This window comes from Anianabacter salinae (genome assembly GCF_019061145.1).
Taxonomy (GTDB): Bacteria; Pseudomonadota; Alphaproteobacteria; order Rhodobacterales; family Rhodobacteraceae; genus Anianibacter; species Anianibacter salinarum.
This window is the reverse complement of sequence record NZ_JAHQZS010000004.1, coordinates 88,752-114,997: the sequence shown is the minus strand read 5'-3', so window position 1 is coordinate 114,997 and position 26,246 is coordinate 88,752. Positions and strand designations below refer to the sequence as shown.

31 protein-coding genes are annotated in these 26,246 nt (G+C 65.0%); 16 read left to right on the top strand and 15 right to left on the bottom strand.

Features of this window, described 5'->3' with window-relative positions; translation table 11 throughout:
• Positions 1–28: 28 nt before the first annotated feature.
• The 5 genes from yihA to KTJ87_RS11995 form a co-directional block, all read right to left on the bottom strand.
• The gene (yihA, locus tag KTJ87_RS12015; RefSeq protein WP_267139369.1) at positions 29–679 is read right to left on the bottom strand and encodes a ribosome biogenesis GTP-binding protein YihA/YsxC; all 651 of its coding nucleotides are present in this window, start codon (positions 677–679) and stop codon (positions 29–31) included.
• Positions 680–738: 59 nt separating this feature from the next.
• Complete coding sequence (gene yidC / locus KTJ87_RS12010; RefSeq protein ID WP_267139368.1) at positions 739–2,574, bottom strand: membrane protein insertase YidC; 1,836 nt, start codon at positions 2,572–2,574, stop codon at positions 739–741.
• A gap of 126 nt (positions 2,575–2,700) precedes the next feature.
• Positions 2,701–4,236: a putative bifunctional diguanylate cyclase/phosphodiesterase gene (locus KTJ87_RS12005; RefSeq protein WP_267139367.1), complete on the bottom strand. Its 1,536-nt coding sequence runs from the start codon at positions 4,234–4,236 to the stop codon at positions 2,701–2,703.
• A gap of 60 nt (positions 4,237–4,296) precedes the next feature.
• Positions 4,297–5,166, bottom strand: a complete 870-nt coding sequence (ttcA, locus tag KTJ87_RS12000) for a tRNA 2-thiocytidine(32) synthetase TtcA (protein WP_267139366.1) — start codon at positions 5,164–5,166, stop codon at positions 4,297–4,299.
• Between the two features lie 31 nt (positions 5,167–5,197).
• Positions 5,198–5,554 (bottom strand): ArsR/SmtB family transcription factor, encoded by a 357-nt coding sequence (locus KTJ87_RS11995; RefSeq protein ID WP_267139650.1) that lies wholly within the window; start codon positions 5,552–5,554, stop codon positions 5,198–5,200.
• Between the two features lie 206 nt (positions 5,555–5,760).
• On the opposite strand from KTJ87_RS11995, the gene KTJ87_RS11990 reads away from it, so the two are divergent.
• From KTJ87_RS11990 to KTJ87_RS11965, 6 genes are all read left to right on the top strand, one after another.
• On the top strand, positions 5,761–6,087 hold the full coding sequence (locus KTJ87_RS11990; RefSeq protein ID WP_267139365.1) for an AtpZ/AtpI family protein: 327 nt from the start codon (positions 5,761–5,763) through the stop codon (positions 6,085–6,087).
• A 3-nt stretch (positions 6,088–6,090) separates the two neighbouring features.
• Positions 6,091–6,855: a F0F1 ATP synthase subunit A gene (locus tag KTJ87_RS11985; RefSeq protein WP_267139364.1), complete on the top strand. Its 765-nt coding sequence runs from the start codon at positions 6,091–6,093 to the stop codon at positions 6,853–6,855.
• A gap of 54 nt (positions 6,856–6,909) precedes the next feature.
• Entirely contained in the window at positions 6,910–7,146 is a 237-nt protein-coding gene (locus KTJ87_RS11980; RefSeq protein ID WP_267139363.1) for a F0F1 ATP synthase subunit C, read from the top strand.
• An 80-nt stretch (positions 7,147–7,226) separates the two neighbouring features.
• Positions 7,227–7,778 carry a F0F1 ATP synthase subunit B' gene (locus KTJ87_RS11975; RefSeq protein ID WP_267139362.1) on the top strand — a complete coding sequence of 184 codons (552 nt, stop codon included), beginning with the start codon at positions 7,227–7,229 and terminating at the stop codon, positions 7,776–7,778.
• Positions 7,779–7,781: 3 nt separating this feature from the next.
• Positions 7,782–8,339, top strand: coding sequence for a F0F1 ATP synthase subunit B (locus tag KTJ87_RS11970; RefSeq protein WP_267139361.1), 558 nt, complete (start codon positions 7,782–7,784; stop codon positions 8,337–8,339).
• Positions 8,340–8,445: 106 nt separating this feature from the next.
• On the top strand, positions 8,446–8,796 hold the full coding sequence (locus tag KTJ87_RS11965) for a hypothetical protein (protein WP_267139360.1): 351 nt from the start codon (positions 8,446–8,448) through the stop codon (positions 8,794–8,796).
• A 59-nt stretch (positions 8,797–8,855) separates the two neighbouring features.
• Here KTJ87_RS11965 and KTJ87_RS11960 read toward each other — a convergent pair whose 3' ends face one another.
• Together KTJ87_RS11960 and KTJ87_RS11955 are read right to left on the bottom strand one after the other, a co-directional pair.
• Complete coding sequence (locus KTJ87_RS11960) at positions 8,856–9,524, bottom strand: OmpA family protein (protein WP_267139359.1); 669 nt, start codon at positions 9,522–9,524, stop codon at positions 8,856–8,858.
• 93 nt (positions 9,525–9,617) lie between these two features.
• Complete coding sequence (locus KTJ87_RS11955; RefSeq protein WP_267139358.1) at positions 9,618–10,454, bottom strand: bifunctional helix-turn-helix domain-containing protein/methylated-DNA--[protein]-cysteine S-methyltransferase; 837 nt, start codon at positions 10,452–10,454, stop codon at positions 9,618–9,620.
• A gap of 117 nt (positions 10,455–10,571) precedes the next feature.
• On the opposite strand from KTJ87_RS11955, the gene nth reads away from it, so the two are divergent.
• Positions 10,572–11,216: an endonuclease III gene (gene nth, locus KTJ87_RS11950; RefSeq protein ID WP_267139357.1), complete on the top strand. Its 645-nt coding sequence runs from the start codon at positions 10,572–10,574 to the stop codon at positions 11,214–11,216.
• Complete coding sequence (locus tag KTJ87_RS11945; protein WP_267139356.1) at positions 11,213–12,202, top strand: adenosine kinase; 990 nt, start codon at positions 11,213–11,215, stop codon at positions 12,200–12,202. The genes nth and KTJ87_RS11945 overlap by 4 nt, the downstream gene beginning before the upstream one ends.
• Here the strand turns inward: KTJ87_RS11945 and KTJ87_RS11940 are convergent.
• Both KTJ87_RS11940 and KTJ87_RS11935 read right to left on the bottom strand, forming a co-directional pair.
• On the bottom strand, positions 12,199–12,999 hold the full coding sequence (locus tag KTJ87_RS11940; RefSeq protein WP_267139649.1) for a phosphate ABC transporter ATP-binding protein: 801 nt from the start codon (positions 12,997–12,999) through the stop codon (positions 12,199–12,201). The two genes, KTJ87_RS11945 and KTJ87_RS11940, sit on opposite strands and share 4 nt — an antisense overlap.
• Before the next feature lie 111 nt (positions 13,000–13,110).
• Complete coding sequence (locus KTJ87_RS11935; protein WP_267139355.1) at positions 13,111–13,929, bottom strand: sulfotransferase family protein; 819 nt, start codon at positions 13,927–13,929, stop codon at positions 13,111–13,113.
• 151 nt (positions 13,930–14,080) lie between these two features.
• Here KTJ87_RS11935 and KTJ87_RS11930 point away from each other — a divergent pair, with 151 nt between their 5' ends.
• Together KTJ87_RS11930 and KTJ87_RS11925 are read left to right on the top strand one after the other, a co-directional pair.
• Complete coding sequence (locus tag KTJ87_RS11930) at positions 14,081–15,658, top strand: DUF5928 domain-containing protein (protein WP_267139354.1); 1,578 nt, start codon at positions 14,081–14,083, stop codon at positions 15,656–15,658.
• An 8-nt stretch (positions 15,659–15,666) separates the two neighbouring features.
• The gene (locus tag KTJ87_RS11925; RefSeq protein WP_267139353.1) at positions 15,667–16,047 is read left to right on the top strand and encodes an HIT domain-containing protein; all 381 of its coding nucleotides are present in this window, start codon (positions 15,667–15,669) and stop codon (positions 16,045–16,047) included.
• 115 nt (positions 16,048–16,162) lie between these two features.
• Here the strand turns inward: KTJ87_RS11925 and KTJ87_RS11920 are convergent, their stop codons facing one another.
• Positions 16,163–17,107, bottom strand: coding sequence for an ABC transporter ATP-binding protein (locus KTJ87_RS11920; protein WP_267139352.1), 945 nt, complete (start codon positions 17,105–17,107; stop codon positions 16,163–16,165).
• 145 nt (positions 17,108–17,252) lie between these two features.
• Here KTJ87_RS11920 and KTJ87_RS11915 point away from each other — a divergent pair, with 145 nt between their 5' ends.
• The 5 genes from KTJ87_RS11915 to KTJ87_RS11895 all read left to right on the top strand — a co-directional run bounded on the left by KTJ87_RS11915 (position 17,253) and on the right by KTJ87_RS11895 (position 22,309).
• The gene (locus tag KTJ87_RS11915) at positions 17,253–17,429 is read left to right on the top strand and encodes a zinc-finger domain-containing protein (RefSeq protein ID WP_267139648.1); all 177 of its coding nucleotides are present in this window, start codon (positions 17,253–17,255) and stop codon (positions 17,427–17,429) included.
• Positions 17,430–17,517: 88 nt separating this feature from the next.
• Positions 17,518–17,976 (top strand): hypothetical protein, encoded by a 459-nt coding sequence (locus KTJ87_RS11910; RefSeq protein ID WP_267139351.1) that lies wholly within the window; start codon positions 17,518–17,520, stop codon positions 17,974–17,976.
• A 72-nt stretch (positions 17,977–18,048) separates the two neighbouring features.
• Positions 18,049–20,856, top strand: coding sequence for a DNA polymerase I (gene polA, locus KTJ87_RS11905; RefSeq protein ID WP_267139350.1), 2,808 nt, complete (start codon positions 18,049–18,051; stop codon positions 20,854–20,856).
• The gene (locus KTJ87_RS11900; protein WP_267139349.1) at positions 20,838–21,266 is read left to right on the top strand and encodes a hypothetical protein; all 429 of its coding nucleotides are present in this window, start codon (positions 20,838–20,840) and stop codon (positions 21,264–21,266) included. The genes polA and KTJ87_RS11900 overlap by 19 nt, the downstream gene beginning before the upstream one ends.
• A 458-nt stretch (positions 21,267–21,724) precedes the next feature.
• Positions 21,725–22,309 carry a pseudouridine synthase gene (locus KTJ87_RS11895; protein ID WP_267139348.1) on the top strand — a complete coding sequence of 195 codons (585 nt, stop codon included), beginning with the start codon at positions 21,725–21,727 and terminating at the stop codon, positions 22,307–22,309.
• A gap of 33 nt (positions 22,310–22,342) precedes the next feature.
• On the opposite strand, the gene KTJ87_RS11890 is transcribed toward KTJ87_RS11895, so the two are convergent.
• Positions 22,343–22,714, bottom strand: a complete 372-nt coding sequence (locus tag KTJ87_RS11890; protein WP_267139347.1) for a cupin domain-containing protein — start codon at positions 22,712–22,714, stop codon at positions 22,343–22,345.
• A gap of 46 nt (positions 22,715–22,760) precedes the next feature.
• Here KTJ87_RS11890 and KTJ87_RS11885 point away from each other — a divergent pair, with 46 nt between their 5' ends.
• On the top strand, positions 22,761–23,705 hold the full coding sequence (locus KTJ87_RS11885) for a cation diffusion facilitator family transporter (protein ID WP_267139346.1): 945 nt from the start codon (positions 22,761–22,763) through the stop codon (positions 23,703–23,705).
• On the opposite strand, the gene KTJ87_RS11880 is transcribed toward KTJ87_RS11885, so the two are convergent.
• The 4 genes from KTJ87_RS11880 to KTJ87_RS11865 all read right to left on the bottom strand — a co-directional run bounded on the left by KTJ87_RS11880 (position 23,666) and on the right by KTJ87_RS11865 (position 26,182).
• A complete protein-coding gene (locus KTJ87_RS11880; protein WP_267139345.1) occupies positions 23,666–24,361 on the bottom strand; it encodes a helix-turn-helix transcriptional regulator in 696 nt (231 codons plus the stop codon). The genes KTJ87_RS11885 and KTJ87_RS11880 overlap by 40 nt on opposite strands.
• Positions 24,362–24,364: 3 nt before the next feature.
• Positions 24,365–24,742 carry a VOC family protein gene (locus KTJ87_RS11875; protein ID WP_267139344.1) on the bottom strand — a complete coding sequence of 126 codons (378 nt, stop codon included), beginning with the start codon at positions 24,740–24,742 and terminating at the stop codon, positions 24,365–24,367.
• 94 nt (positions 24,743–24,836) lie between these two features.
• A complete protein-coding gene (locus KTJ87_RS11870; protein WP_267139343.1) occupies positions 24,837–25,595 on the bottom strand; it encodes a hydroxypyruvate isomerase family protein in 759 nt (252 codons plus the stop codon).
• Positions 25,592–26,182, bottom strand: coding sequence for a DUF1285 domain-containing protein (locus KTJ87_RS11865; RefSeq protein WP_267139342.1), 591 nt, complete (start codon positions 26,180–26,182; stop codon positions 25,592–25,594). The genes KTJ87_RS11870 and KTJ87_RS11865 overlap by 4 nt, the downstream gene beginning before the upstream one ends.
• Positions 26,183–26,246 lie beyond the last annotated feature (64 nt).

Genomic DNA, 26,246 nt, shown 5'->3' with positions numbered 1-26,246 from the left:
TTAGACGGTTGCCCGCCGGGTCACAAGTTCAGCCAAGCCCGGCGATGATCGCGCGCAGCGTCGCAAGGCCAAGGCCGGTTTCAGAGCTTGTCACCATGATCTCGGGATAGGCGGCGGGGTGCTTTTGCAATTCCTTGCGAACCTGGATCAGGATCGCCTCGCGGTCAGAGGCCTTGACCTTGTCGGCCTTGGTCATCACCGCCTGAAACGGCACGGCGGACTTGTCCAGAAGCGTCAGGATCTCGGTGTCGACGGACTTGATCCCGTGCCGGTGATCGATCAGCACGAAGGCCCGGCGCAGGGTCGCGCGGCCCGAGAGGTACTGTTTGAGCAGCGCCTGCCACTGCTTGACCACGGCAACGGGCGCCTCGGCGAAACCATAGCCGGGCAGGTCGACCAGATAGCGGTCTTCGCCCAGCGTGAAGTAGTTGATTTCCTGCGTGCGGCCGGGAGTGTTCGAGGCCCGCGCCAGCGCCTTGCGGCCCGTCAGCGCGTTGATGAGCGACGATTTTCCGACATTGGACCTGCCTGCAAAGCACACTTCGGCCCGGTCGTCAGGCGGCAGGCCGGACATCGCGACGACGCCCTTGAGAAACTCGACCTCGCCCGCGAACAGCTTGCGCCCGCGTTCGCTGGTTTCGAAATCGGGCTCGTCTGCGATGGGAAAGGGCAGCTCCATCCGCGCCTCCATGAGGTTTGAGCGCGGATGTAGCTGCCGCGGCGGGGCAAGGGCAACCGTTACTTGTCGCCCGTGCCCTCGGCTTCGGCTTTCTTGAGGCGCAGGCTGCGCAGCACGTTGCCCAGCACGTCGGGCTTGTAGCCCTGGCTGCGCATGATCGTGTACTGCTGGATGAAGGTGATCGTGTTGTTCGCGATCCAGTACAGCACAAGCCCGCTGGCGAACTGGCCCAGCATGAACATGAACACCCACGGCATCCAGGCAAAGATCATCGCCTGCGTCGGGTCCGGCGGCGCCGGGTTCAGCTTTTGCTGGAGCCACATCGAGATGCCCAGCAAGATCGGCAACACGCCCAGCGAAATGATCGCGATGAACGACGTCGGGTCCGGCGGCGCGAAGGGCAACAGGCCAAACAGGTTCAGGATCGACGACGGATCGGGGGCCGACAGGTCGTTGATCCAGCCGATCCACGGCGCGTGGCGCAGTTCGAGGGTGACGAAGATCACCTTGTAGAGCGAGAAGAAGATCGGGATCTGCAGGATCAGCGGCAGGCAGCCCGAGGCGGGGTTCACCCTTTCCTTCTTGTAGAGCGCCATCGTCTCTTGCTGCAGCTTCTGACGGTCATCGCCCGCGCGTTCCTTGATCTTCTGCATCTCGGGCTGAAGTTCCTTCATCTTCGCCATCGAGACGTAGGACTTGTAGGCCAGCGGGAACAGAATCGCCTTGATGCCGAGCGTCAGGCCAATGATTGCCCAACCCATGTTGCCGATCAGGCCGTTGAGGAAATGCAGCGCGATGAAGATCGGCTTGGTCAGGAAAAAGAACCATCCCCAGTCGATGGCGTCGACGAAGCGGTCGATGCCCTGCTCGTTCTGGTAGTCGCGGATCGCTTCCCATTCCTTGGCGCCCGCAAAGAAGCGCGAGGTCGAGGTGGCGGTGGTGCCCGGCGCGATCTCGACGGTCGGCTGGACCGCCTCGGTCCGGTAGATGTCGCGGCGCGCGTCGTATTTCGCGGTGGCCCGGAACGGGCTGCCCGGCTCTGGGATCAGCGTCGCCATCCAGTAATGGTCGGTGAACCCGATCCAGCCATTGCCTTCGACCTGGAACGCTTCGGACCGGAGCGTCTGGCTGTCGTCCAGATCGTATTCGGTCATGTTGTCGTAAGAGGTCTCGGTCAGCTCTCCGTCGGTCATCGCGATGAGACCTTCGTGCAGGATGAAGAAGTTTTTCATGTCCTCGGGTTCGCCGTGCCGGGCCAGAAGGGCGTAGGGCGCAAGCCTTTGGGTCGCGGTGCCGGTGTTCTCGACCGTCTGGGTGACGGTGAACAGGTAGTCGTCATCGACAGCGATCTCGCGCCGGAAGATCAGGCCCGTGGGGCTGTCCCAGCGGATCGTGACGGGCGTCTCTGGGGTCAGGGCGCTGCCGGACTCGACGCTCCATTCCGTGGTGGCGCCGGGGACGTCCTCGAAGGTCAGCGCGCCGCCGGGGGCCCAACCGAACAGCGCGTAATAGGCATTCGGCTGGCCGACGGGGCGCAGGAACTGCACCTCGGGGCTGTCCAGGTCGATCGTCACGCGGTAATCTTTCAGCCGGACATCGTCGATGCGGCCGCCCGCCAGCGAGATCGAGCCGTCGATGCGCGGCGTGTCGATGGTGATGCGCGCGGCCTCGGCGACGGCGGATTCCTGTTCGGTGGCAGCATCGCCGCCGGCATTGGATGTTGCCAGATCGCCGGGTGTTCCCGGCGACACGACCGTTCTGTCAGGCTGTGTCGTCTGGGCGATATCGTCCTGGATAGGGGCTTGCTGTTCGGGCGGGAACAGCAGGAACCACGCGACGATGACGATGAAACTCAGCGCCGTGGCAAGGATCAGGTTCTTGTTCTGATCGTCCATCGGGAGCACCCTAACCTTGACTGGGAAATTGGCGGTCGTTCAACAGGCCAAAGCCGCAAAGGTCAAGCGGATTCCCCCAGAGGCTCACCGGGCCTTGATGGGACGCGCAGGGGGTGCCAGCGTCCGTCAGCCGGTTCGGGGCAGGCGAAGCGGCGACGGATCGTGCCCCATGGCCTGGCGCGACAGCCATTCGGTCGCCGCAGCAAGCGGCATCGGGCGCGCGATCGAATAGCCCTGCACATGCTGACAACCAAGCTGGCCCAGCAGCGCATGCTCGCCCGCTGTCTCGACACCTTCGGCGATGGTTTCGATCCCCAGACGCTCTGCCATGTCGAGGATCGCGGCAAGCATCTGCCGCTGGTCGCCGTCGACATCCACGCGCGACACGAAGCTGCGGTCGATCTTGATGCGCGACACCTTGAAGCGGCGGATGTTGGCGATGGCGGCATGGCCGGTGCCGAAATCGTCCAGCTCGATCCGGCAACCCAGCTGTGCAAGGCGCGCGACGCTGCGGGTGACGGCGTCGTCGTCGCCGCGCGCGATCACGGTTTCGAGGATCTCGACGGACAGGCGCGCAGGGGCAAGGCCGGTGCGATCAAGCTCCCATCCGATGCGGTCGGAAAGCATGGGGTCAGCCAGATCGGCACCCGAGAAGTTCACCGACATCGCGGGCACGGCAAGTCCCGCGCCGTCCCATCCGGCAAGCGCGTCCAGTCCCCGGCGCAGCATCGTCTCGGACAGGCGGCGTTGCAGGCCTGCGGCGGCGACCGCGCCAAGGAACTGCGCGGGTTCGACGATGCCGCGGCGCGGGTGGTTCCAGCGCACCAGCGCCTCGATCCCGCTGACCCTGCCGGTGTCGGTCGAGATCTGCGGCTGAAACCACGGCTCGATCTGGCCCGCGTCGAAGGCTTGCGCCAATTCCTCTCCCAGCGCGGCGATGTCCGTTCCGGCGCTGCGCGCCTGCGGCGTGCGCGGCACGAAGGTCCGGATGCTGCCGGGGCCAGCGGCCTGTGCCTCTTGCAGGCCTGACAGCGCCCCGGCGATGCAGCCTTCTCCGCACATCTCGAACCGGCGGCGGGGCAGGCAGAAGCCGATGCAAAGCGTCGTGTGCAGCCCGGTCGCCCCCAGCGTCAGCGGCGGCTCGAGCGCGGCCTGCAGGCGCGCCGCGATCTGGATCGCCGCCTCGAGGTCGAGCGTGCGGACAGGGCCGACCACGGCAACGAACCCGCCCCCCGTGCGCCGGGTAAGCAGATCGCCGGGGCGCAGCGCGGCGGCCAGGCGTTCGGCGGTCTCGTTCAGGATGTCGTCGGCCGCTGTCATGCCGAACCGCGCCTGGATCTCGTTCAGCCCGTCGATCTCGATCGCGAAGGCGGCGATCCGTCGGCTGTCCGAGGCGGCGAAATGCGTATCCAACCGGTCGGCCGCGTGCGAGGCGAGCGGCAGGCCGGTCACGCTGTCACGGGGCGGGGCGACGGTGGCGACAGGGTTCAGAAGCGAGATCAGCGCCAGCGTGGCGGGCAGGACCAAGGCGACGGTCAAAAGCAGAACCTCACCACCGAACCAGTAGGCGCAGAGGCTGAGCGCGGGCACAAAGGCAAGGATCTGGGGCCCGAGCAGCAATTGCCGGACAGCCGCGCGCGCGGCAAAGCGGAAATGCGCCATGGTCTGGCCTTTCGTCCCGGTGTCGCCTTGCAGGCTAAGGCGACGGGGCCGAAGGCCGGGTTAACGCAGCTCAGGCGGGGCGGGCTCGTTTAGATCGGATTCGATCTTTCCGCGCATCAGCCCGGCGAAATCGAACAGCGCGGGGTCCATCAGGTGCGATGGGCGCACGTTCATCAGGGCGCGGAACATCTTGTTTCGGCGCCCCGGCGCGTTGGCCTCCCAGCCGTCGAGGATCTTCTTGACCTGCTGGCGCTGCAATCCGTCCTGCGAGCCGCAGAGGTCACAAGGGATGATCGGATAATTCATCGCGCGGGCGAAGCGGTCGCAATCCTCTTCGGCGACATGGGCGAGAGGGCGGTAGAGAAACAGATCGCCCTCTTCGTTGACAAGCTTGGGCGGCATCGTCGCCAGCCGCCCGCCATGAAACAGGTTCATGAAGAACGTCTCGAGGATGTCGTCGCGGTGGTGCCCCAGCACGACGGCGGTGCAGCCTTCTTCGCGCGCGACGCGGTAGAGGTTGCCGCGCCGCAGCCGCGAGCACAGCGCGCAATAAGTGCGGTTCGCGGGGACCTTGTCGACGACGATGGAATAGGTGTCCTGATATTCGATCCGGTGCGGCACGCCCATCCGGCTCAGGAATTCGGGCAGGACGGTCGCGGGAAAGCCCGGCTGTCCCTGGTCGAGGTTGCAGGCCAGAAGATCGACCGGCAGAAGGCCGCGCCATTGCAGCTCGTGCAGGATGGCAAGCAGCGTATAGCTGTCCTTGCCGCCCGATAGGCACACCAGCCATTTGCCGCCCGGCTCGATCATGCCGTACTGATCCACCGCCTCGCGCACGTTCTGCACAAGCCGCTTGCGGAGCTTCTTGAACTCCGTGGTCTTCGGCGCCCCGTGAAAGAGCGGGTGGATGTCGTCGGCGTCGTCAAGCATGGGCGGGATATGGCAGAAGGCGCGCGCGAAGTTAAGGGGCGGCGGGTGTGCCGTCGTCCGGGTCTTCCTCGCCGAACTCGGCAGCAAGGAACCTCTCGAAGTCGTCAAGGTTCACCGGTTCGAACTGGCCGAACCCCTGCATCCACACCGACGCGGCGCGCAGGCTGTCCGGCTCCAGCTTGCACCATTTGACGCGCCCCCGCTTTTCCTGCGAAATAAGGCCCGCGCGGGTCAGGATCACGAGGTGCTTCGAGATCGAGGCAAGCGACTGGTCGAACGGCTCTGCCACGTCCGTGACAGCCATGTCGTCCTCAAGCAGCATCGACAGGATGCGGCGGCGGGTCGGATCGGCAAGCGCCTGGAACACGGTGTCGAGATGGGGCTGCATGCTGCCTTGCATGCGGCCAGTCCCGGCAAAGGTCAACCGAACGGTTGAATATGGGTCCGGGTCGGGCGACAGGGATGCGCGGGCGTCAGAATTTAAGAAACACATATATTTCAAAGTCTTGCGCCGATGTTTCGCCGCACTTTGCCAGCTTGACTCTGTTCCCCGCGCCGCCATAGGTTCGCCGCGACAAGACGAGGGGCGTTTCCATGTCCGACGAGACCCGTGACGAGCGATTGAAGGCTCTGTCCGCGCGGATCGAGAAGGCCAAGGCCGACAAGGTCGTGAAGCACCACTCGGAAGAACATTACAGCCAGGCCAACGTGGCATGGCGCATGGTGATCGAGCTGGTGTCCGGACTTGGACTTGGCTTTGCCATCGGATACGGGCTCGACATCCTTCTGGGAACGATGCCCATCTTCCTGGTGGTGTTCATCGGGTTGGGCTTTGCGGCAGGCGTCAAGGTGATGATGCGAACCGCCGCAGAGCTGCAACGGACGCACGATGCGGGCAAGCCCGCCGAAGAAAGGGACTGAGACGTGGCGACAGAAGACGCAGCACACGGCGAAGGTGGCGGTCTGGCCATCCATCCGATGGATCAGTTCATCGTCAAGCCGCTGTTCGGCGATGGCCCGGTGATGTGGTACACGCCCACCAACGTGACGCTGTGGATGGCGGTCGCGGTGGTCTGCACGATCCTTTTGATGGTGATCGGCACGCGCGGGCGCAACGTCGTGCCCAGCCGCGCACAGTCGATGGGCGAATTGGCCTACGGCTTTGTCTACAAGATGGTCGAGGACGTGAGCGGCCGCGACGGGGTCAAGTATTTCCCCTACATCATGACGCTGTTCATCTTCATCGTGTTCGCCAACATGCTGGGCCTGCTGCCGATGGCCTTTACCACCACGTCGCACATCGCGGTGACGGCGGTTCTGGCGATGCTGGTGTTCCTGACCGTCACGATCCTGGGCTTCGTCAAGAACGGCGCCGGGTTCCTGTCGCTGTTCTGGGTGTCTTCGGCGCCGCTGGCGCTGCGGCCGATCCTCGCCATCATCGAGATCATTTCCTACTTCGTGCGGCCCGTCAGCCACTCGATCCGACTTGCAGGCAACCTGATGGCCGGTCACGCCGTGATCAAGGTCTTCGCGGGCTTCGCCGGTGCCATGGGTCTGGCCAGCTTCGTGCCGATCCTTGCGATCACCGCGATCTACGCGCTCGAGGTTCTCGTGGCCTTCATCCAGGCCTACGTCTTCACCATCCTGACATGCGTTTACCTGAAGGACGCGCTTCACCCGCACCACTGATCCGCGGGCAGGATTCCCAAATCAGCCACTTCCAATCGTAAGGAGACATCAGTCATGGAAGGCGATATCGCACAAATGGGCCAGTTCATCGGCGCAGGCCTCGCAGCCATCGGCTCGGGCGCAGCTGCAATCGGTGTGGGCCACGTTGCCGGCAACTTCCTGTCGGGTGCCCTGCGCAACCCGTCGGCGGCCGGCGCACAGACCGCGACTCTCTTCATCGGCATCGCATTCGCGGAAGCGCTGGGCATCTTCGCCTTCCTCGTCGCGCTGCTGCTGATGTTCGCAGTCTAAGCTGACCGCTGATCCTTACGCGCAGGGCGGGCGATTCATGTCCCGCCCTGTTGACCACCTAAGGTTCGACGGAGGCCAAGATGGCAACTGAACCCATCGACATCGAAGCGGCAGGCACCTGCGTCGACGCATCCGGCGGTGCCATCGGCATGCCGCAGCTCTGCTTCGACTGGTTCCCGAACCAGATCTTCTGGCTTCTGGTCACGCTGGTCGTCATCTATTTCGTGCTGACCCGCGTCGCGCTGCCCCGCATCGCGACGGTGCTTGCCGAACGGCAGGGCACGATCACCAACGACATTGCCGCCGCCGAAGAGCTGAAGCTCAAGGCGGAGGAGGCCGAGAAGGCCTATGAAAAGGCGCTCGCCGACGCGCGGTCGGAAGCGCAGAAGATCATCGCCGAGGCCAAGGCCGACATGCAGGGCGATCTTGATGCGGCATCGGCCAAGGCCGACGCCGAGATCGCCGCCCGCGTCGCGGAGTCGGAAAAGGAAATCGGCAAGATCCGCGACAGCGCGATGGACAGCGTCCAGACCGTCGCCAAGGACATTGCCGGAGAGATCGTCGAAGCGATGGGGGGCAAGGCCGACAAGGCCGCGCTCGACAGCGCCATCGACACGCGGGTGAAAGGGTAAGCCATGCTGAAACCAGTCACCGTGATCGCCGCGCTTGTGGCCAGCCCCGCGCTGGCCGCCACCGGCCCGTTCTTTTCGCTCGGCAACACCGACTTCGTGGTGCTGATCGCGTTCCTGATCTTCATCGGGGTCCTGGTCTACGCAAAGGTGCCGGGCCGCCTGACCTCGATGCTGGACAAGCGCGCCGACGACATCCGCAAGGATCTGGACGAGGCGCGCGGCCTGCGGGAAGAAGCGCAGACGCTGCTGGCCTCGTACGAGCGCAAGCAGGCCGAAATCCAGGAACAGGCGGACCGCATCGTCGCCCATGCCAAGGATGAGGCCAAGCTGGCGGCCGAGCAGGCGAAGACGGACCTTGAAAAGTCCATCGAACGCCGGATGCAGGCCGCCGACGACCAGATCGCGTCAGCGCAGTCGAGCGCGATCCGCGATGTGCGGGACCGGGCCGTGTCGGTGGCCATCGCCGCCGCGCGCGACGTGATCGCCAAGCAGATGTCGGCCACCGAAGCCAACAAGCTGATCGACGAGTCGATCCAGTCGGTCGAGGCCAAGCTGCACTGACTTGTCCTGATCGGCACGAAGAACAGGGCCCGGGTCATCCCCGGGCCTTTTTCGTTCGACGAGATCGTGAATTGGTTGACCGGCTGCCGCGTGCGAACCTCGCCGCATGAAGTATCTTGCGATCCTGCTGTGTGCCGCCGCACCCGCCCTTGCCGGAGAAGCGGTTGTCGTGGACGCCGCTGCAACCGCGCAGGGCGACACCTGGCGTTTCGACGTCTCCGTCCGCCATGCCGATGAAGGCTGGGACCACTACGCGGGCGCCTGGGCCGTCGAGTTGGAGGATGGCACCGTGGTCGGCACCCGCGAATTGCTGCATCCGCATGTGGACGAGCAGCCATTCACCCGCTCGCTGGGCGGCGTGATGGTGCCAGAGGGCACCGCCACCGTCTACCTGCGCGCCCGTGACACGGTGCACGGCTGGAGCGGGGGTCGCCTTGCTGTCCCGCTGGAGCGATAGGTGCATGAAAAAGGGGCCGCGCTGGATGCACGGCCCCTGTCCTGCATGGTCCAGATAGATCAGTTCGGGCGGATGAAGATCTCGACCCGGCGGCTTTGAGCCTTTCCCTCTGCTGTGAGGGTTGATGCGCCAGGCGCTGGTTGCGTCTCGCCCATTCCGTATGTCTGAATACGGTTCGACCCCACGCCAGAAGCGGTCAAGACGTTGGCGACCGCGCGGGCGCGCCGCTCGGAGAGGTCTTGGTTGTAAGCTGCCGGGCCATCAATGTCGGTATGCCCCACGACTTCAACGATGGTCCCCGGATACCGCTGCAAGCTGTCTGCGAGCGAGCGCAGATCGCCCTGCAGCCCGGCAGACACCGTTGCGCTGTCGGTGGCGAACAGGATGTCGTTGGGCATCGTCACGATCAGCTGGTCGCCGTCGTTCACGATGGTCACGCGGTTGTCGAGCGACTGACGCAGCTCCGCCGCCTGACGGTCAAGGTCCGAGCCGATGGCCGCGCCCGCAAGGCCGCCCGCCACGGCACCGACAACGGCGCCGCCGGTGCGGTTGTTCGGCCCACCGATTGCCGCACCCAGCAGACCACCCGTCAGGGCGCCAACGGCTGTCCCCGCCTTGGTGCGGCGGTTGGGATCGTTGACGCTGCCGTTCGTCGTGGGATCGGTGCAGGCCGTCAGCGCAAGAAGGCCGACAAGGCCCGAGGCAAGAAGGGTGGTCCGGCGGATCATGTCATGTCGCTCCGTTGAGGATTGTCTGTTTCCATTAGGCGCAACGTGCCCGGTGTCGATAGGGTTCCTTCACCCATCGGCAATTCCTTGCCATCACATGCCCGTGCGCGCCGCCTCGTAGGCCAGCATCGCGCGTTTGCGGGGAAGGCCCCAGTGGTAGCCCCCCAGCGCGCCGGACTTGCGCAGCGCCCGGTGACAGGGGATCAGCCAGCTGACCGGGTTGCGGCCGACCGCCGTTCCGACCGCCCGCACCGCCTTGGGCGCGCCGATCGCCTGCGCGATCTCGGAATAGGTGGTGACGTGCCCCGAGGGGATGCGCAAAAGCGCCTCCCACACCTTGATCTGGAACGGCCCGCCCAGAAGATGAAGCTGCGTCTCGCCCGCTTCGCCAAAGGCCGCCTCGACCCAGCCGCGCAGGGTATCGGGGTTCTCGGTGTAATGTGCAGCAGGCCAGCGATCCGCAAGGTCAGCAAAGGCCGCGTCGCGCCCGACCTCGTCCGAGAATGCGATGCCGCACAGCCCCCGGTCGGTGCCCATCGCCAAAGCCTCACCAAACGGGCTGTCGAACCAGCCGAACCGGATCGTCAGGCCCTCGCCCCGCCCCGCGTATTCGCCAGGGCTCATCGCTTCCCAGCGGATGAACAGGTCGTGCAGCCGCCCGCTGCCTGACAGCCCCACCTCATGCGCCGCGTGCAGGGTGGTGAACCGCTGTTCCAGCACCCGCTTGGCATGGTCGAGCGTCAGGTATTGCTGGTAGCGCTTGGGCGACACGCCCACCCAGCGGCTGAACACGCGCTGGAAATGCGCCGGGCTCATGTTCATCTCGCGCGCCAGATCGTCGAGCGACAGGGCGCGGCCCTCGTCGATAAGCGCGATGGCGCGGCCGATGACGGCGTAGTGATAGCGGCTGTCGGGGCTCTGATCGGTCATGGGGCGTCTCCTTGGGACCCAGAATAGGCGCGCGCTGTGGCTCCTGCGACCCGGAACTTGACGCAAACACCGCGTTTGGCTTGCCGAGCCACCGGCCTTGGGGCAGAGACACGGGCAATGGCCAAGCAACTCGATTATCCCACGATCCGCGAGATCTTTCGCCGCTTTCACGAAGCGGAACCCGAGCCGAAGGGCGAGCTGGAGCATGTGAACGCCTATACGCTGGTGGTGGCCGTGGCGCTTTCGGCGCAGGCGACTGATGCGGGTGTAAACAAGGCCACGCGCAAGCTGTTCGCCATCGCCGACACGCCGCAGAAGATGCTGGACTTGGGCGAAGTGGGCGTGACCGAGCACATCAAGACCATCGGCCTTTATCGCAACAAGGCGAAGAACGTCATCAAGCTGTCGCGCATTCTGGTGGACGATTACGACGGCGAGGTGCCCTGTTCGCGTGCCGCGCTGCAATCGCTGCCGGGCGTGGGCCGCAAGACCGCCAACGTGGTCCTGAACATGTGGTGGCGGATGCCCGCGCAGGCGGTCGACACCCATATCTTCCGCGTCGGCAACCGCACCGGCATCGCGCCGGGCAAGGATGTCGATGTGGTGGAACGCGCCATCGAGGACAATATCCCCGCCGACTACCAGCTTCACGCGCATCACTGGCTGATCCTGCACGGCCGCTACGCCTGCAAGGCGCGCAAGCCGATGTGCGGGGCCTGCCTGATCCGCGATCTGTGCCCCTTTGAGGAGAAGACCCTATGAGCAACTACGACGTGATCGGCATCGGCAACGCGATTGTCGATGTCATCGCCCATGCCGACGACAGCTTTCTCGACCACATGGGGATCGAAAAGGGCATCATGCAGCTTGTCGACCGTCCGCGCGCCGAGGTGCTCTATGCCGCGATGACGGATCGGACGCAGACGCCGGGCGGGTCGGTCGCCAACACCATCGCCGGGATCGGTGCGCTGGGCTTGCGGACCGCGTTCATCGGCAAGGTAAAGGGCGACGCGCTGGGCCGGTTCTATGCGGAAAGCATGGACGCCTCGGGCACCGCGTTCCCGAACGCGCCTGTCGATACCGCCGAGGCGCCGACCTCGCGCTCGATGATCTTCGTCTCGCCTGATGGTGAGCGGTCGATGAACACCTATCTCGGCGCCGGTGCGGACCTTGGGCAGGACGATGTCGCCCCCGAGGTGTTCGATGGCGGCAAGCTGTTGTTCCTTGAAGGCTACCTGTTCGACAAGGACGAAGGCAAAACCGCCTTCACCCAGGCGGCGCGGCTGATCCGCGAGGCAGGCGGCAAGGCGGGCATCACCCTGTCCGATCCGTTCTGCTGCGACCGTCACCGGGGCGATTTCCAGCGCCTTGTGCGCGACGAGATGGATTTCACCATCGGCAACCGCGACGAATGGAAGACGCTGTACGAGACCGACGATCTGGACGCGGCGCTGGCCAAGGCCGCAGCGGATTGCGAAACGGTGGTCTGCACCCGCTCGGGCGATCCGGTCATCATCATCCTCGGCGGCGAGCGGGTGGAGATCCCGGTGCAGATGGTCACGCCGGTCGATGCCACAGGCGCGGGCGACCAGTTCGCCGCCGGGTTCCTGTTCGGCGTCGCCACCGGCCGCGACATGACCACGGCGGGCCGCATGGGCGTTCTGGCGGCGGCCGAGGTCATCGGCCATGTCGGCCCACGCCCCAAGGCCAGCATGACCGACATCTTCTCCGCCGAGGGCCTGCTTTAGCCGAACTTGCCCGCGATGAAGGCACGCGCTTCGGGCGTTTCGGGTGCGGTAAACATCACCTCGGTCGGGCCGATTTCCAGCAACCGGCCGAGGTGGAAATACGCCACCCGGTCGGCGACGCGCCGGGCCTGCATCAGCGAATGCGTGATGACGACGACGGAATGATCGGCCTTCAGGTCGATCATCAAGTCCTCGATGATCGCCGTCGCGTGCGGGTCGACCGATCCCGTCGGCTCGTCCATCAAGAGCACCTCGGGCATTGTGGCCAGCGCCCGCGCGATGCACAGGCGCTGTTGCTGGCCGCCCGACAGATCGGGGCCTTTCCTGATGTGCAGATCGTCCTTCACCTCGTCCCACAGACCGGCGCGGCGCAGGCAGGTTTCGACATGCGCGTCCAGGTCGACGCGGCTTTGGGTGAGGCCGTGGATGCGCGCGCCATAGGCGACGTTTTCGTACAGCGTTGACGGAAAGGGGTTGGGCTTTTGCGCGACCCAGCCGAACCGCCTGCGATGCAGCGGTGGGTCGATGGACGGATGATAGACATCGACATGATCCATGCGGATGGACCCGGAGATGCGAATGTCGCGGGTGTGGTCGTGCATCCGGTTCAGGCATTTCAGCGCGGTGGACTTGCCGCATCCCGAAGGGCCGATGAAGGCGAGGACCTCGTTGGGGTAGATGTCCAGATCGACCGCGTTCAACGCCTGCTTGGCGCCGTACCACAGGTCGAGTTCCCTGACCTCGATCAGGGGGGCGCTGTTGCGCAGGACGGGGTGGATGACGGGTGTGCTGGTCATGTCGAGCATGGGCGCCTCTGATCGTTGACGCCCGCAAGGTATGCGGCGACCGTCCCCCCTTGGACGATCTGGATCAAATACGGAAGAATGTCACCAAAACTTCATGTTCGCCTAGTGGCCCAGCTTGGCGTGAACCTCGTCCAGATCGACCTCTGACAGCGGCAGCTTGTTACCCGGGTTCTCGAAGTCGTACTTGAACACCTCGAAATCGCGTTTGTAGATCTCGTAGACCAGATGCATCGACAGATCGTCGAAATAGTCCTCGACCGGGTGCAGACGCTTGGGGCCGTGCCCCTCGCTTTCGTTGAACCGAGGAACCTCGTCCAGCTTGACCGGGTGCGTCGTCTCGATCCTGTCGAGAATGGTCTGCATCCCTTCGTTGAACTTCTCGGTAAAGAAGATGTGGTTGTAGCGTCCGCCGTTGACGATGAACGTCGAGACATGGCCCGACATTGCCGACCAGTGAATGTCGGGGTCCATCGGGCGGCGCCAGCGGATGGTATCGCGCGCGAACAGCAGGAAGCGGCGGAACGACTTGATCTGGTCGAACTCGTCCTTGCCATCGGGGCCGCCGACCTCGATCCCGTATTTCTGGATCAAGAGCGGCACGAGGTTGCCGCGATAGCGCTTTCCGTTGCGCTGGATGCCGCAGATCTTGTCGAAGAACGACGACAGGATGCGGGTGTAGGGATTGCGCACGCAAGTGAAGGCGAACGCCTCCTGCGCCTGCACAGTCGCGGTGATCTTTTCCTTGGACTCGTCCAGCGCCCATTTGTGCATGCCCGCGCCGGCGTCGTGGATGTCACCGTCGAAGAAGGCGCCGTGATCGCTGTAATACATGATCTGGCCGATGGTAGAGCAGGCGCATTTCGGCACGACGCGATACACGAGTTGCTCGCGCATCGTCATCCAGGTTCCCGGAAATCCCATCTTGGCCCGTCGCCTCCGCAGTGGTGCACGGCTTCGTAGCCGTATCTGACATTATTTGTCGCTAAAAGAGCAAAGAAAACCTGTCTCTTCAACGTGCGTTCACGCTATCAACGCAGAAGATCGAGCAATAACACCCCCGACTGTTTCCTGAATGGCTAAAATCGCATTCATTCTCCTGTGTCACAAGGATCCAGAAGCCATCGTCAGCCAGGCGCGGCGGCTGACGGCGAAAGGTGACTACATCTCGATCCACTTCGACGCCCGCTCCAAGCCCGAACATTTCGAGCAGATCGTCTCTGAACTGCAGGGCAACGACAGCGTGACCTTCGCCCGCAAGCGGATGAAGTGCGGCTGGGGGGAATGGTCGCTGGTCGCAGCCACGCTTGAAGCGGTGAAGGCGGCGGTAGAGGCGTTCCCGCGCGCAACGCACTTCTACATGCTGTCGGGCGATTGCATGTCGATCAAGTCGGCCGAGTATGCCCACGCCTTCCTCGACGCCGAGGATGCCGACTATATCGAGGCGTTCGATTTCTTCCATTCCGACTGGATCAAGACCGGGATGAAGGAAGAGCGGCTGATCTACCGGCACTACCTGAACGAGCGCAAGAAAAAGTGGCTGTTCTACAAGAGCCTCGAGGCGCAGCGCCGCCTTGGACTGTCGCGGAAGGTGCCGGGCGATCTGCAGGTGATGATCGGCTCGCAGTGGTGGTGTCTGCGCCGTCGCACGATCGAGTGGATTCTGGATTTCCTGCGCGATCGCAAGGATGTGGTCCGTTTCTTCTCGACGACGTGGATCCCGGACGAGACGTTCTTTCAGACGCTGGTGCCGCATCTTGTCCCTGCCGACCAGATCCGTACGCGCACGCTGACCTTCCTGATGTTCACCGATTACGGAATGCCGGTGACGTTCTACAACGATCACTACGACCTGCTGATCAGCCAGGACTTCCTGTTCGCCCGCAAGATTTCGGTTGGGGCGCGCGAGCTCAAGCGCAGGCTGGGCGATCTGTATTCGGCCGAAGGTGTCGAATTCTCGATCTCGAACGAGGGCCGCAGCCTGTTCAAGTATCTCTCGCAGCGTGGCCGGATCGGGCGCCGCTTTGCCCCCCGGTTCTGGGAAAGCGAATCGTCGCTTGGCCGGGAGCGCGAGTTGATGATCGTGACCTGCAAGAAATGGCACGTCGCCAAGCGGCTGCTGGACCGGGTGCGACAGGTGACCAACATCCCTGCCATCGACTACCTGTTCAACGAGGACGACACCCAATTGCCCGATCTTGGCGGGTTGCAAGCATCGCTGGGCAAGCGGCACCGGCACCGCCGGGCGCTGATCCGGATGCTGTTCGATTACTACGAGACCGACCGCATGATTATCTGCATCGACCCCGGCAACGTGGACCTGATGCGCGACTTCTATTCGGACCGCAGCCAGACCAAGATGCTTGAAGTGCAGTGCAGCTTTACCGACGACTACCTGATCGGGCACGCCAAGCGGGTCGGGCTGGCGGGAGAGCAGACGCCAAAGGAAACCATCGACCGCCTGCTGCCGACGATTCGGGGCGACGTGGTCTACGAATCCGACCAGATCAGGGACGCGGGCTTCGACAACGTGCACCGCATTCGCGAATGGAACACGCCCGACGACAACGCCGCCGAACTGGCGCGGTTTCTGGACATATCGAAGGAACGCGCGCAGGACATCGTCGGCACCGAACACCTTTATTCAGACTGAGGACCCCGATGGCCTACGCCTATGACGACCAGAACATCTTTGCGAAAATCCTGCGCGGCGAGATCCCGAACAAGACCGTGCTGGACACCGAGCATACCCTTGCCTTCCACGACATCGCCCCGCAGGCGCCCGAGCATGTGCTGGTGATCCCGAAGGGCGCCTATGTGAATTTCGACCATTTCGCGCAGGCGGCATCAGAGGCCGAGATCGTCGATTTCACCCGCGCGATCGCAGCGGTCTGCAAGGAGCTTGGCGTCGAGCCGGGCGAGGGCGGCATGGGCTATCGCCTGCTGGCCAATTCGGGCGAGGCGGGGGTGCAGGAAGTGCCGCACCTTCATGTCCACGTCGTCTCGGGCCGTCCCTTGGGCCGGATGCTGCAAAAGCAGTGATCCCGATGAGGCGCTGAAGCGCAAGGCGCGCCGTCGCCGGTGGCCCCCGCGCGGCGCCCTCGGGCCTTGCGCCGCCGTCCTCGGCGCAAGTTGAGTATTTACGCCAAGAAGAACCTCAGGCCGCGTTCGCCGCACGGGTGAGGTCGAGGAACACGTCTTCGAGGTCCGCCTCGCGCGTCGAGACATCGAGGATCGTCACCCCGGCGGTGTGCAGCGCGGCAAGGATCGCGTCGGCGCTGATCTTGCTGCGCCTGTAGGTCAGGTGCAGCGTGCCGTCGGCGGCGCGGCTCTGGTCCACGCCATCGGGCAGGGTCAGCGGGCCGGGTGCGGTTTCGGGGCGGATCACCAGCGTCTTGGCATCCATCCGGCCGACCAGCGTCTCGGTGCGGTCGCGGGCGATCACCTCGCCGTTGTTGATGATGGCGACCTCGTCGCACATCTCCTGCGCTTCCTCGAGATAGTGGGTGGTCAGGATGATCGTCATGCCCTGCTCGTTCAGCTGCCGCACGTTGCGCCAGAGCATCTGGCGCAATTCGATGTCGACGCCCGCCGTCGGCTCGTCCAGCACCAGGATATGCGGCGTGTGCACCAGCGCCTTGCCAAGCAGCAAGCGGCGGCGCATCCCGCCCGACAGCGAGCGCGCATAGGCGTCGGCCTTGTCGGTGAGGCCGATCATCTCAAGCACCTCGTCGGTGCGGCGCTGCGCCTTCGGCACGCCGTAAAGCCCGGCCTGCACGTTCAGCGCGGCGCGCGGCGTGAAGAACGGGTCCATGTTCAGCTCTTGCGGCATCACGCCGATGGAGGCGCGGGACTGGCGCGGGTTCACGTCTTGGTCGAAGCCCCAGATGCGCACGCGCCCGGCGGTCTTGACCACCAGCCCGGCGAGGATGTTGATGAGCGTCGACTTGCCCGCGCCGTTGGGGCCCAGAAGGCCGAAGATCGACCCCTGCGGAATCGCCAGGTCGATGCCCCTCAACGCCTCCTTGGGGGCCTGTCCCTTGCCGCCGGCGTAGGTCTTGCGCAATCCCTCGATTTCGATCGCCTGTGTGGCCGGTGTCATCGCGCTGCGCCCCTTGTCCGTGCTGCTGTCATCGCTATCATGGCAGGCGACATATGGCGGGCGCTGCCCCGCGGCAAGAACGGGACCTTCCTCCATGCCATCTGAAAAGCCGCAGGATCTGGACGGCGCGGGCGCGCCCACGGGTATCTACGACGCGCCGGAAACCGAAGTCGTCGCCGCCTGGCGGGTGAGTTGCGACGGCAGCGGGCCGGGCCTTGGCCATCCGCGCGTCTGGCTCTCGATCCCCAAGGACCGTGGCTTTGTCGAGTGCGGCTATTGCGACAAGCGGTTCGTGCACGAGGACTTTGCCGACAAGGGCTGACCGAGGTGCGGCGGCCGAACCGCCGCTGCCCAACTATCGCCGGTTTTTTGGATGAAGCTTTCGGTCGAATCGGACCGGAGGCTTCGACATGCAGCGCGCGACATTCCACACCGCCCCGCTTTCGGTGCTGGCGCTTGTCATCGGTGCCCTGGCCCTGCTGGGCGCGATGATCGCCGTCTACGCCGGCCCCTTTGCACCGCAGCCGAAACTGGGCACTGCGCTGGGCGAATTCACGGCGGATTTCATCACAGCGACCCTGCGCGGCCTTGACGGCGAGGCGCAGCCTGCCGCCGAAACACGCAGCCTGACCATCGACACGGGGATCGCCGTGGCGGTCGCGGTGGCCGGAGTGGTGGCGGTCGTGCTGGCCGTCATCGCCCTTGCCCGCCACGAACCTCGCCGCCTTAGTGTTGGCGCGCTTGCGCTGGGCGGTGCGGCCTTGACCTTCCAGTTCCTGGCCTGGCTGGCGCTGCTGATCTGCGGTGTGGTCCTGCTGGTCACGGCGATCAACAATGCCGGGGCGATCTTCGAGAGTTTCGGCGGCTGATCCGGCTCTCTGCTGGACTTCGCATTCCCCACGCGCGATGAACGGGTGGCTCGCATCCCGGGGGACACCGTCATGGCATTCGGCAAAGGCTGCCACCTTCACCTGATCGACGGATCGGCGTTCATCTTCCGCGCGTTCCACGCCTTGCCGCCGCTGACGCGCAAATCGGACGGGATGCCGGTGGGGGCGGTGTCGGGCTTCGTCAACATGATCTGGAAGATGGTTCAGGACAATCACGGCCCCGACGCGCCCACGCATGTGGCGGTGGTGTTCGACAAGGGCAGCCATACGTTCCGCAATGATCTCTACGATCTCTACAAGGCCAACCGCGAGGCGATGCCAGAGGAGTTGCGCCCGCAGATCCCGCTGACGCGCGAGGCGACGCGCGCCTTCAACATCGCCTGTCTGGAAGAGGAAGGCTTTGAGGCCGACGACATCATCGCCACGCTGGCGTGCCGCGCGCGCGATGCGGGCGGGCGGGTGACGATCATCTCGTCCGACAAGGACCTGATGCAGCTGGTCGGCGGCGGGGTCGAGATGTTCGACGCCATGAAGAACCGCCGCATCGGGGTGGAAGAGGTCGAAGAGAAGTTCGGCGTCGGCCCGGACCGGGTGGTCGATGTGCAGGCGCTTGCGGGAGACAGTGTCGACAACGTGCCGGGCGCGCCGGGCATCGGGATCAAGACCGCTGCGCTTCTGATCAACGAGTTCGGCGATCTGGACACGCTGCTGGAGCGGGCTGGCGAGATCAAGCAGACCAAGCGCCGCGAGACGCTGATCGAGAACGCCGAGCAGATTCGGCTGTCAAGGACGCTGGTGCAGTTGGACTGTGACATGCCTTATGACGTCACGCTGGACGAACTGGAGGTGCGGGAGCCTGACCCGGTGGCGCTGCTTGCGTTCCTGACGGCGATGGAGTTCCGCACCATCACCAAGCGCGTCGCGGAAGTTCTGGGCGTCGAGCCGCCCGCGATCGAGGCCGAAAGCACCGAAGCCGCGCCGTCGGGCGGCGCCGCCGACACGCCACCCGACCTGCCATTCCGCCCCGAGGATTATGAATGGGTCCGGGACGAGGCGGCGCTTCAGGTCTGGATCGACCGCATCGCGGACAAGGGCCATGTCGCCGTCGACACCGAGACGGACGGGTTGAACGAGATGATCTGCAACCTGGTCGGCATCTCGCTGTCGGTCGAGGCGGGGCAGGCGTGCTATGTCCCTCTGGCCCATCGTGGAGGCGGCGATGGCGGCCTGTTCGGCGACGGTGATCTGGTCGAGGGCCAGATCGGTCTCGACCGCGCGCTGGCGCTGCTGAAGCCTGTGCTCGAGGACGAGGCGATCCTGAAGATCGGCCAGAACATGAAGTTCGACGCCAAGGTCTTCGCCCGCCACGGCATAAACGTGGCGCCCATCGACGACACCATGTTGATGTCCTACGCCCTGCACGGCGGTCTGCACGGGCACGGCATGGACGCGCTGTCAGAGCGGTATCTTGGCCACGTCCCCATTCCCATCAAGGAGCTGATCGGGTCCGGCAAGGCGCAGAAGACCTTTGACCAGGTGCCGGTCGAGGACGCGGTGAAATACGCCGCAGAGGATGCCGACATCACCCTGCGGCTGTGGGAGCGCTTCAAGCCCGCGTTGCACATCGGGCGCGTGACAACGGTCTACGAGACGCTGGAGCGTCCGCTGGTGCCGGTTCTGGCGCGGATGGAGATGGCGGGGATCAAGGTCGACCGCGCCACGCTGTCGCGGATGTCGGGTGCCTTTGCCCAGAAGATGGCCGCGCTGGAAGCGGAAATCCACCAGCTTGCGGGCGAGAAATTCAACGTCGGCTCGCCCAAGCAATTGGGTGAGATCCTGTTCGACAAGATGTCTCTTCCGGGCGGCAAGCGCGGCAAGAACGGCGCCTATTCGACGCCCGCCGACGTGCTCGAGGACTTGGCGACCGAGCATGACCTGCCAGGCCGAGTGCTGGACTGGCGGCAGTTGTCCAAGCTGAAATCGACCTACACCGACGCGCTGCAGGACCATATCAACCCCGATACGGGGCGCGTTCATACCAGCTATTCCATCGCTGGGGCGAACACCGGGCGGCTGGCGTCCACCGACCCCAACCTGCAGAACATCCCCGTCCGGTCCGAGGAAGGCCGCCGCATCCGCGAGGCCTTTGTGACGGACGAGGGCAAGACGCTGGTGTCGCTCGACTATTCGCAGATCGAGTTGCGCATCCTTGCCCATATCGCGGGGATCGACGCGCTGAAGCAGGCGTTCGCGGACGGGCAGGACATTCACGCCATGACCGCGTCCGAGATGTTCGACGTGCCGCTGGACCAGATGACGCCGGACATCCGCCGTCAGGCCAAGGCGATCAACTTCGGCGTGATCTACGGCATTTCGGGCTTTGGCCTTGCGCGCAACCTGCGCATCCCGCGGGCCGAGGCGCAGGGCTTTATCGACCGCTACTTCGAACGCTTTCCCGGCATCAAGGACTACATGGACGCCACCGTGAAATTCGCCAAGGACCACGGTTACGTCCAGACGCTTTTCGGCCGCCGCATCCATACGCCCGAGATCAATTCCAAGGGGCCAACCGCCGGTTTCGCCAAGCGCGCCGCGATCAACGCGCCGATCCAGGGCACTGCCGCCGACGTGATCCGCCGCGCGATGATCCGCATGGACGCCGCGATCGAAGACCTGCCCGCGAAGATGCTGCTGCAGGTGCATGACGAATTGATATTCGAGGTAGAGGACAGCGCCGTGGACGATCTGATCGAACGCGCACGCGACGTGATGGAGGGCGCGTCGCTGCCTGCCGTCAAGTTCGACGTGCCGCTCGACGTCGACGCCGGGCAGGGCGCCACATGGGCGGAGGCGCACTGATGCAGGGCGGGCGCATCATTCTGGGCTGTATCGCGGCGTGGGTGACCGGGTCCCTTGCCATGACGATCTCGGCGCTGGCGACCGGGGCGGGGAACGGCACCGTGCTTGGCGTTGTCGTGACCTTCCTGACCTGGCTGTACTTCGGGCTTCTGCCCGCCATACCGTTGACCGTCCTCGCGTTTGTCCTGTGGGTGGTCTTGGCCCGCTATGGTGCGACGGTGCGCTGGTGGTACGCCCCGGCGTCGACCTTCTGCATCGGCGTCGTGCTGTTCAGCGATTCCTTCGATGAACGCCTGTCCTTGCTGTGGCTCCTGATCGCGGCGCTGTTCGTCGGGGCGGCCTTTTGGCTCGGGGCGTTCGGCATGCACCGGCACGTCCGCCTTGCGCTGCCCGGCCAGCCCCCGCGCTGATCCGGGAGAATGACGACCTCTTTGGAAAACGGTCAAGGCAGGCTAGTCTGTCGGCCAATTCACAAGGGATGATTTGATGAAGTTTGGCTCTTACGTTTCACTATTGGCAGTATTCGTCGCCACCGCTGCATTGGGGGCCGGGCCGGTATATACCTCGTCTGATGGCCAGCAATACTCCTATTCCATCAATCAAGACGGCGCCGTTCTAACGTCGACAGAGCCTGTCTCTAGGTATTTCGAGCGTGGGGCCGACAGCAGCACGTTGACAGGGATCGAGGTCCTGTATCTTGGGCGATCCTGTGATGCCTACTCGGTAGGGCTTGGGCGCGGTCATTGGGGCTGGGCTAACGGAGGATTTGTTGTGTCGTTTCAGGATCTTCGCCTTGGCTTTCCGCGGCAGGAGATTGATGCGAACCACGGATCTCAATGTCGTCTTTAGTGCCAGGGTTCAGGTTTGCATGAGCCGTCCGCGTCCCCGCCCGCGCGCTGCCAAGTCAGGCCCGACGCGGCTGATCGCCTTCAACAAGCCGATGGATGTGCTCAGCCAGTTCACCGATGACGGCCATTGGCCGGGGCTGAAGCGCCACTTCGACATGCCGGGGCTGTATCCCGCAGGACGGCTCGACCGGGACAGCGAAGGGCTGCTTTTGCTGACCAACGACGGGCAATTGCAGGCGCGGATCACCTCGCCGCGCAGCCAGACGCCAAAGACCTACTTCGCCATGGTCGAAGGCGTGCCGGACGAGGCTGCGCTGGAGGCTCTGCGCCGCGGCGTCATGCTGAACGACGGCCCGACCCGCCCCGCCGAGGCGACGCAGATCGACGCGCCGGGCTGGTTGTGGCCGCGCGACCCGCCGGTGCGGTTCCGCAAGTCGGTGCCCGACGCATGGCTGCGCCTGACCATCACCGAGGGGCGCAACCGGCAGGTCCGCCGCATGTGCGCCGCCGTCGATCTGCCGGTGCTGCGGCTGGTGCGCTGGTCGGTCGGGCCGCATGACCTGGCCGGGCTTGAACCGGGCGCATGGCGGGATGTGACGCCGTGATCTTTCCAGCCAGCGCCCGTCGCCCTTCCGCCGCTAGGCAAATTCCGGATCGTCGAGGTCGGTCTGCACCCAGCGCGCCGAGCAGTGGATGTCGATGCTGGTCAGCCGCCCGGGGCCTAGGTTGTGATACTTGTGCGGAACATGCGCAGGGCCGATCACCACGTCGCCCGCCTGCGCCTCGATCTTCTGGTCGCCCACGGTGAACAGCGCCCGCCCCTCGGTCAGGATGAAGATCTCGTCGTAGTCGTGGACATGCCAGCGCGGGCCGGTGCCGATCTTGTCGGTGGCATAGAACAGGACGGTCGTGTCGGTGCCGACATCGACGCCCTCGATCCGCCCCTTCCAGAGCGAGGCATCGGCGCCGTCGCGCCAGTGGTCCCTCGGTATGATCCGTGCCTGAGCCATAGCATCCTCCCTTGCAGTGCCGCAGCCAACCGTTAGCTTGCCATCCATGCCGCACGATCACCACCATCACCACCAGATCGACCCGAACGCCGGCGATGCCCGTGTCGCAGCGGCTGTGGGCGTGAACCTTCTGTTGACGCTTGCTCAGATCGCGGGCGGCATCCTCTCGGGGTCGATCGCGCTGATCGCCGACGCGGTGCACAACCTGTCCGATGCGATTTCGCTGGTCGTTGCCTTCGCAGCCCGCCGGATCGCCCGGCGCGCGGCGGATGCGACGATGACCTTCGGCTATGGCCGGGCCGAGTTGATCGCGGCGCTGATCAACTACACCACGCTGATCGTCATTGCGCTGTATCTGGTGTGGGAAGGTCTGGCGCGTCTGGCCGATCCGCCGGGCGTCGAGGGCTGGATCGTAGTCATCGTCGCCGGTGTCGCGCTGGTGGTCGATCTGGTCACGGCGATGCTGACGTGGCGGATGGCCAAGGACAGCCTGAACATCCGCGCTGCGTTCCTGCACAACGTCGCCGACGCGCTGGGGTCGGTCGCGGTGATCTTCGCGGGGACGCTGATCCTGCTGTATGACTGGCGGCTGGTCGATCCGCTGGTGACGCTTGGCATCTCGGCCTACATCCTGTGGCACGCGCTGGCCGAGATCCAGCCGGTGATCCGCATCCTGATGCTGGGCGCCCCGGCAGGCGTGGCCCGTGACGACGTTCGGCGGACCATGGCGGGGGTCGACGGGGTCGAGGGCGTGCACCATATCCATCTTTGGCAGATCGACGAGCATCGCTTGTCCGTCGAGGCGCATGTCGTCGTGTCGGAAGCGCGTGAAGCCGAGTTTCCCCAGATCGCCAGACGCCTGCGCCGCGTGCTGGCGCGCGAACACGGCATACGCCACGCCACGCTGGAATGCGAAACACCGGCGTCCGGCTGCCCCGAGGATGCGCTGGCCTATGGCGACAGCGCCTCGTCCGGCACCTCGCAGGCATAGAAATCCGCCAGCCGCTTGCCCTTTTCGTCGCGGAACGTCCCGGCTTCGGTGATGTCGCGGATGCGGTCGGCGCGGAAGGCGCGGAAATCCTCGCGCAACTCGCACCAGGCGACGATGGTCCAGACCTTGCCCCAGAACCACAGGCCAAGCGGGCGCACCGGGCGTTCGGTGACGCGCCCTTCGGCGTCGGCATAGGACAGGATCAGCCGCTTGCGCTCGGCGCTGGCGCGTTCCAGCACGTCGAGCCGGTTGCGGGTGGCGGGATCAAAGCGCATTGTTCCGAAGGCGTGGACCGGAACGGCGGCAGCGCGGGCGCGGGCGTCTGCAGGCAGCACCGACTCGATCTTTATCAGCGCTTCTTCTGCGGCGGCGGCCATTCCCGTGCCGCCCCAGGCGCGCACGAACCGCGCCCCGGCGACCAGCGCCACGATCTCATCGCGTGTGAACATCAGCGGCGGCAGGTCGAACCCCTGCCGCATGACGTATCCGACACCAGCCTCGCCTTCGATCGGCACGCCGGTGCCGATCAGGTCGGCGATGTCGCGGTAGACGGTGCGCTCGGACACCTCCAGCGCGGCGGCGAGTTTCCTCGCCGTCGTCAGCCGACCGCCCCGAAGATGCTGGACGATCTGAAAGAGGCGGTCGGCGCGGCGCATGGGTCAGGCCCCGGCAGGCTCGAACAGGCCGATGGAGTTGCCATCGAGGTCGAGCGCATAGGCAAAGCGCCCGGGCGGAATAGTGATCGCGGGGGACAACACGGTGCCGCCCGCGTCGGTGCAGCGGGTGATGGCATCCTCAAGCGTCGATTCGACGACGAAGTGGACGGTCGGTCCGGCACCGTCCGGTGCGGGCTTGCCGGGATAGAGATGCCCGGCGACGCCATTGTCGTCCTTGGTCCGGATCATCGCGACGGGATTGGGGCCGGTGTCGTCGGTGAAGAACTCGAAGCCGAAGACCTTGGAATAGAACGCCTGCGCGGCGGAAAGATCGGTCACGGGGATTTCCGTCCAGCAGACGGGGTGGTCACGGTTGGCCATGGCGTGTCTCCTTTTGCATGGTGCAGTGACACGTCGCTAGCATAGCCCCCCTGACAGCGTTCTGTCAGGAGCCGTCAGGGCGGCTCTGGTTAATTCATCCTCGCGCCGATGCAAGCCAGCCCAGCCCTGCCAGCGTCTCGCCGCGCGGGCGGTATTCGGCGCTGACCCAGCCCGTGTAGCCGTCCGTCTTCAGCCGCTCCAGAAACTCTGCCACCGCGGGCGTATCGGGCTCGTGACGCCCGGGCGCCCCGGCGATCTGCACATGGGTCGAAAGGGCGCCGAAACGGTCCCATTGCGGCAGGATGTCGCCGTGGATCATGGCCGAATGATAGGCGTCGAACTGCAGGCCGAGGCTCGGCGCGCCGACCTCGGCCAGGATGTCGGCGGCAAGCTGAAAACCGTTCAGGAAATAGCCCGGGAAATCGACGGGGTTCAGCGGCTCGATGGACAAGGGCATGTCGTCCGCCTCTGCGGCCGCCCATGCCAGGTTGCTGGCAAGGACCGTGCGCGCTGCCGTGCCTTCAGCCTCGCCTGCCATGACGTGGATGCGACCCGCGCCCAGTTCCCGCGCAAAGCGCAAGGACCGCCGGAAATCGCTGCGGAACCGATCCTCCAGCCCCGGCACGGCGGCCATCCCGCGCGCCCGGCCGGTGTAGTTGGGCGGCGGGCAGTTGATCAGGACAAGCGGCAGATGCACGGCGCGCAGGCGGCGTGTGACCTCGCGCACCGGATCATCGTAGGGAAACAGGATCTCGATGCCGTCGAACCCGGCCTCTGCCGCCGCGCCGATCCGGTCGAGGAACGGCAATTCGGGAAACATCAGCGTGATGTTGGCGGCAATCCTCAGTCTCACGGCAACTCGGCCGCCGGGATGACCGGAAAGAACGCGCCGCCCGACCAGACGCCGAACCAGTCGGTCCCGTCGCGCGACTCGGTCGTGCAGATGTCCACCAGCCGGTAAAAGCTTTTCCGGTCGATCAGCGCCTCCAGGTTCCGCCGGACAAGGACGTAGGGCGACGGCTCTCCCGTCTCGGGGTCGCGCGCCACGCGGATCGGATGATCCGGCCCGGCAGCGACCACGTCGTCGACATGGGTGGTGAAGGTCAGCACCTGGTCCGCGCCGTCGCCCGTCACGGTGAAATCCACAGCGACGAACGGCGCGTCCTCGACGGTGATGCCGACCTTCTCGACCGGGGTGACTAGGAAATACTTGTCGCCGTCCTTGCGGATGATCGACGAGAACAGCTTGACCAGCCCCGGTCGCCCGATCGGCGTGCCAAGATAGAACCACGTCCCGTCACGCGCGATGCGCATGTCCAGGTCGCCGCAGAACGGCGGGTTCCATTTCTCGACCGGCGGCGCCCCTTTTTTCGACTGCGCCGCCTTTGCCGAGGCGGCGAGGCTGTCTGCCGAGGGTTTCACGATGTTTTGTGCGGTCATACGTTTTGCCTCTTGCGCGGTCCAAGATACGTTCCTCCCATAGGGATATAACCGCAGCGGAGCG

Bases quoted from the DNA above. Each gene is read 5' to 3' on its own strand.
- yihA (WP_267139369.1), bottom strand. From the start codon at position 679: ATGGAGCTGCCCTTTCCCATCGCAGACGAGCCCGATTTCGAAACCAGC.
- yidC (WP_267139368.1), bottom strand. From the start codon at position 2,574: ATGGACGATCAGAACAAGAACCTGATCCTTGCCACGGCGCTGAGTTTC.
- KTJ87_RS12005 (WP_267139367.1), bottom strand. From the start codon at position 4,236: ATGGCGCATTTCCGCTTTGCCGCGCGCGCGGCTGTCCGGCAATTGCTG.
- ttcA (WP_267139366.1), bottom strand. From the start codon at position 5,166: ATGCTTGACGACGCCGACGACATCCACCCGCTCTTTCACGGGGCGCCG.
- KTJ87_RS11995 (WP_267139650.1), bottom strand. From the start codon at position 5,554: ATGCAGCCCCATCTCGACACCGTGTTCCAGGCGCTTGCCGATCCGACC.
- KTJ87_RS11990 (WP_267139365.1), top strand. From the start codon at position 5,761: ATGTCCGACGAGACCCGTGACGAGCGATTGAAGGCTCTGTCCGCGCGG.
- KTJ87_RS11980 (WP_267139363.1), top strand. From the start codon at position 6,910: ATGGAAGGCGATATCGCACAAATGGGCCAGTTCATCGGCGCAGGCCTC.
- KTJ87_RS11975 (WP_267139362.1), top strand. From the start codon at position 7,227: ATGGCAACTGAACCCATCGACATCGAAGCGGCAGGCACCTGCGTCGAC.
- KTJ87_RS11970 (WP_267139361.1), top strand. From the start codon at position 7,782: ATGCTGAAACCAGTCACCGTGATCGCCGCGCTTGTGGCCAGCCCCGCG.
- KTJ87_RS11965 (WP_267139360.1), top strand. From the start codon at position 8,446: ATGAAGTATCTTGCGATCCTGCTGTGTGCCGCCGCACCCGCCCTTGCC.
- KTJ87_RS11960 (WP_267139359.1), bottom strand. From the start codon at position 9,524: ATGATCCGCCGGACCACCCTTCTTGCCTCGGGCCTTGTCGGCCTTCTT.
- KTJ87_RS11955 (WP_267139358.1), bottom strand. From the start codon at position 10,454: ATGACCGATCAGAGCCCCGACAGCCGCTATCACTACGCCGTCATCGGC.
- nth (WP_267139357.1), top strand. From the start codon at position 10,572: ATGGCCAAGCAACTCGATTATCCCACGATCCGCGAGATCTTTCGCCGC.
- KTJ87_RS11945 (WP_267139356.1), top strand. From the start codon at position 11,213: ATGAGCAACTACGACGTGATCGGCATCGGCAACGCGATTGTCGATGTC.
- KTJ87_RS11940 (WP_267139649.1), bottom strand. From the start codon at position 12,999: ATGACCAGCACACCCGTCATCCACCCCGTCCTGCGCAACAGCGCCCCC.
- KTJ87_RS11935 (WP_267139355.1), bottom strand. From the start codon at position 13,929: ATGGGATTTCCGGGAACCTGGATGACGATGCGCGAGCAACTCGTGTAT.
- KTJ87_RS11930 (WP_267139354.1), top strand. From the start codon at position 14,081: ATGGCTAAAATCGCATTCATTCTCCTGTGTCACAAGGATCCAGAAGCC.
- KTJ87_RS11925 (WP_267139353.1), top strand. From the start codon at position 15,667: ATGGCCTACGCCTATGACGACCAGAACATCTTTGCGAAAATCCTGCGC.
- KTJ87_RS11920 (WP_267139352.1), bottom strand. From the start codon at position 17,107: ATGACACCGGCCACACAGGCGATCGAAATCGAGGGATTGCGCAAGACC.
- KTJ87_RS11910 (WP_267139351.1), top strand. From the start codon at position 17,518: ATGCAGCGCGCGACATTCCACACCGCCCCGCTTTCGGTGCTGGCGCTT.
- polA (WP_267139350.1), top strand. From the start codon at position 18,049: ATGGCATTCGGCAAAGGCTGCCACCTTCACCTGATCGACGGATCGGCG.
- KTJ87_RS11900 (WP_267139349.1), top strand. From the start codon at position 20,838: ATGGGCGGAGGCGCACTGATGCAGGGCGGGCGCATCATTCTGGGCTGT.
- KTJ87_RS11895 (WP_267139348.1), top strand. From the start codon at position 21,725: ATGAGCCGTCCGCGTCCCCGCCCGCGCGCTGCCAAGTCAGGCCCGACG.
- KTJ87_RS11890 (WP_267139347.1), bottom strand. From the start codon at position 22,714: ATGGCTCAGGCACGGATCATACCGAGGGACCACTGGCGCGACGGCGCC.
- KTJ87_RS11885 (WP_267139346.1), top strand. From the start codon at position 22,761: ATGCCGCACGATCACCACCATCACCACCAGATCGACCCGAACGCCGGC.
- KTJ87_RS11880 (WP_267139345.1), bottom strand. From the start codon at position 24,361: ATGCGCCGCGCCGACCGCCTCTTTCAGATCGTCCAGCATCTTCGGGGC.
- KTJ87_RS11875 (WP_267139344.1), bottom strand. From the start codon at position 24,742: ATGGCCAACCGTGACCACCCCGTCTGCTGGACGGAAATCCCCGTGACC.
- KTJ87_RS11865 (WP_267139342.1), bottom strand. From the start codon at position 26,182: ATGACCGCACAAAACATCGTGAAACCCTCGGCAGACAGCCTCGCCGCC.